The organism is Nocardia sp. TBRC8007, assembly GCF_056629435.1.
The window spans coordinates 1-1748 of record NZ_JBWSOR010000084.1 but is presented as its reverse complement, the minus strand read 5'-3'; the positions used below and the strand labels follow the sequence as shown (position 1 = coordinate 1748).

The window sequence follows — 1748 nt, the reverse complement described above, 5'->3', positions numbered from 1 at the left end:
CGTGCGTCGACCACGTCACCGCGGTGGTGAACCCCAGCCCCTCCCCGAGGGCGTACAGATCCTCCGGGAGCAGTCCGGCACCGACTCGATCGACACCGTGGGCCACGATCTGTTCGAACCCGATTCCACCGAGGCCGGGGCTGACCGACTGCCCCGCACGCAGCCGCTCGACCGCGCGGACATCGTCGACCACACCCAGATGCGGAATGTCCGTCAGCCGCAGCCAACCACCCCGCGCCGCAGCCAACATACTGTTCACCGACGACAAACCGTCGTGGTTGACGAACCGGGTGCGCGGCACCTCCGCCAGCGACAACACCTCGGTCGGACGCTTGCGGATGACCACGTCGTAGCGGTAACGGGTCAACTCGTTGACCGACCAGCCGGTTTTGAGTTCGACAGCGACCGCGCCGATGTCGTCGATCTCGCCGGCCAACGCCCGGAAATACTCCGGCGCCACCAGCAACTCCTGCTCGGTAGCGATCTCCCGACGGACCCGCTCCCGCACCGCCCGCGGATCGGTGTCCCCACCACGGGCGAGCTGCACTGCAGTCGTGAACTCCTCCAGCAGCGACAGATTCCGCACATCCCCGACGAACAACGCACCACCGGGCGCCAACACCCGCAACACCTGTTCGACGACCCGCCGCAGATAAGCGCGGCCGGGGAAATACTGGACCACCGAATTCACCACCACGGTATCGAAATAGCCCTCGGGCAGCCCCGAGAGATCGTCAGCCGCGGCGGTGCGCAGGACGACCCGCTCGGTCCACTCCGCCCGCAGCGCGGCCAATCGCCGATCGAGCGTCCGCACCGTCGCCGCCGACAGGTCCGTCGCCCAATACTCCCGGCAGTCCGGCGCCAACCGCGACAACAACAACCCCGACCCGGCACCGATCTCGAGGACTCGCTTACCTCCCAGGCTCCGGATCCGTTCGACCGTGCGCGCCCGCCACTCCCGCATCTGCGCAACCGGGATCGGCGCCCCGGAATAACTGCTGTTCCAGCCCCGGAAATCCTCACCGAACCCCGTCCCGGACTCCGTCCCGCCAGCTAGATCGTCGTAGACCCGCCGCCACTGCTCGACCAACTTCCCCTCCCCCACCACACCCGACCGGTCGAAAACCACATACCCCACCAACTGTGTGCCCGCCCCCACCCCGGCGGCCTCCCGCGCCACCACCACCGCCTGCCCCACCGCTGGATGCGCCCCCAACACCGCCGCCACCTCCCCCGGCTCGACCCGGTACCCCCGGATCTTCACCTGCTCATCGACCCGCCCCACGAACTCCAACACCCCCGCCACGGTCCACCGCGCCACATCCCCGGTCCGGTACACCCGCCCCCCACCAACGACATCGAACGGGTCAGCCACGAACCGCGCCGCCGTCAACCCCACCCGCCCGTGATACCCGCGCCCCACCTGCGCACCGGCCATATACACCTCCCCCGCCACCCCCACCGGCACCGGCCGCAACCGGCCATCGAGCACGAACACCCGCATATTCCCCACCGGACGCCCGATCGGCACCGACACCCCCACACCCTCCGCGCAGTCGTACACTGAGACACACGCGGTCGTCTCTGCGGGGCCATAGCCGTTGACGACCCGCACCGCCGGACACAGCGACATGAATCGATACACCAGGCCCGGGGGAAACACCGCACCACCCACGATCACCTGGTTCAAACACCCCAAAGACCCTCGGGGCAGCGACGACACATGATCGACCAACGCCGACAACAAC

General features: G+C 68.5%; 1 protein-coding gene. It reads right to left on the bottom strand.

Going from position 1 to position 1748, the window contains the following annotated elements; all coding sequences use genetic code 11:
• The coding region (locus ACX4ZE_RS22690) for an AMP-binding protein (protein ID WP_480275494.1) at positions 1 to 1748 on the bottom strand (1748 nt) is incomplete at both ends.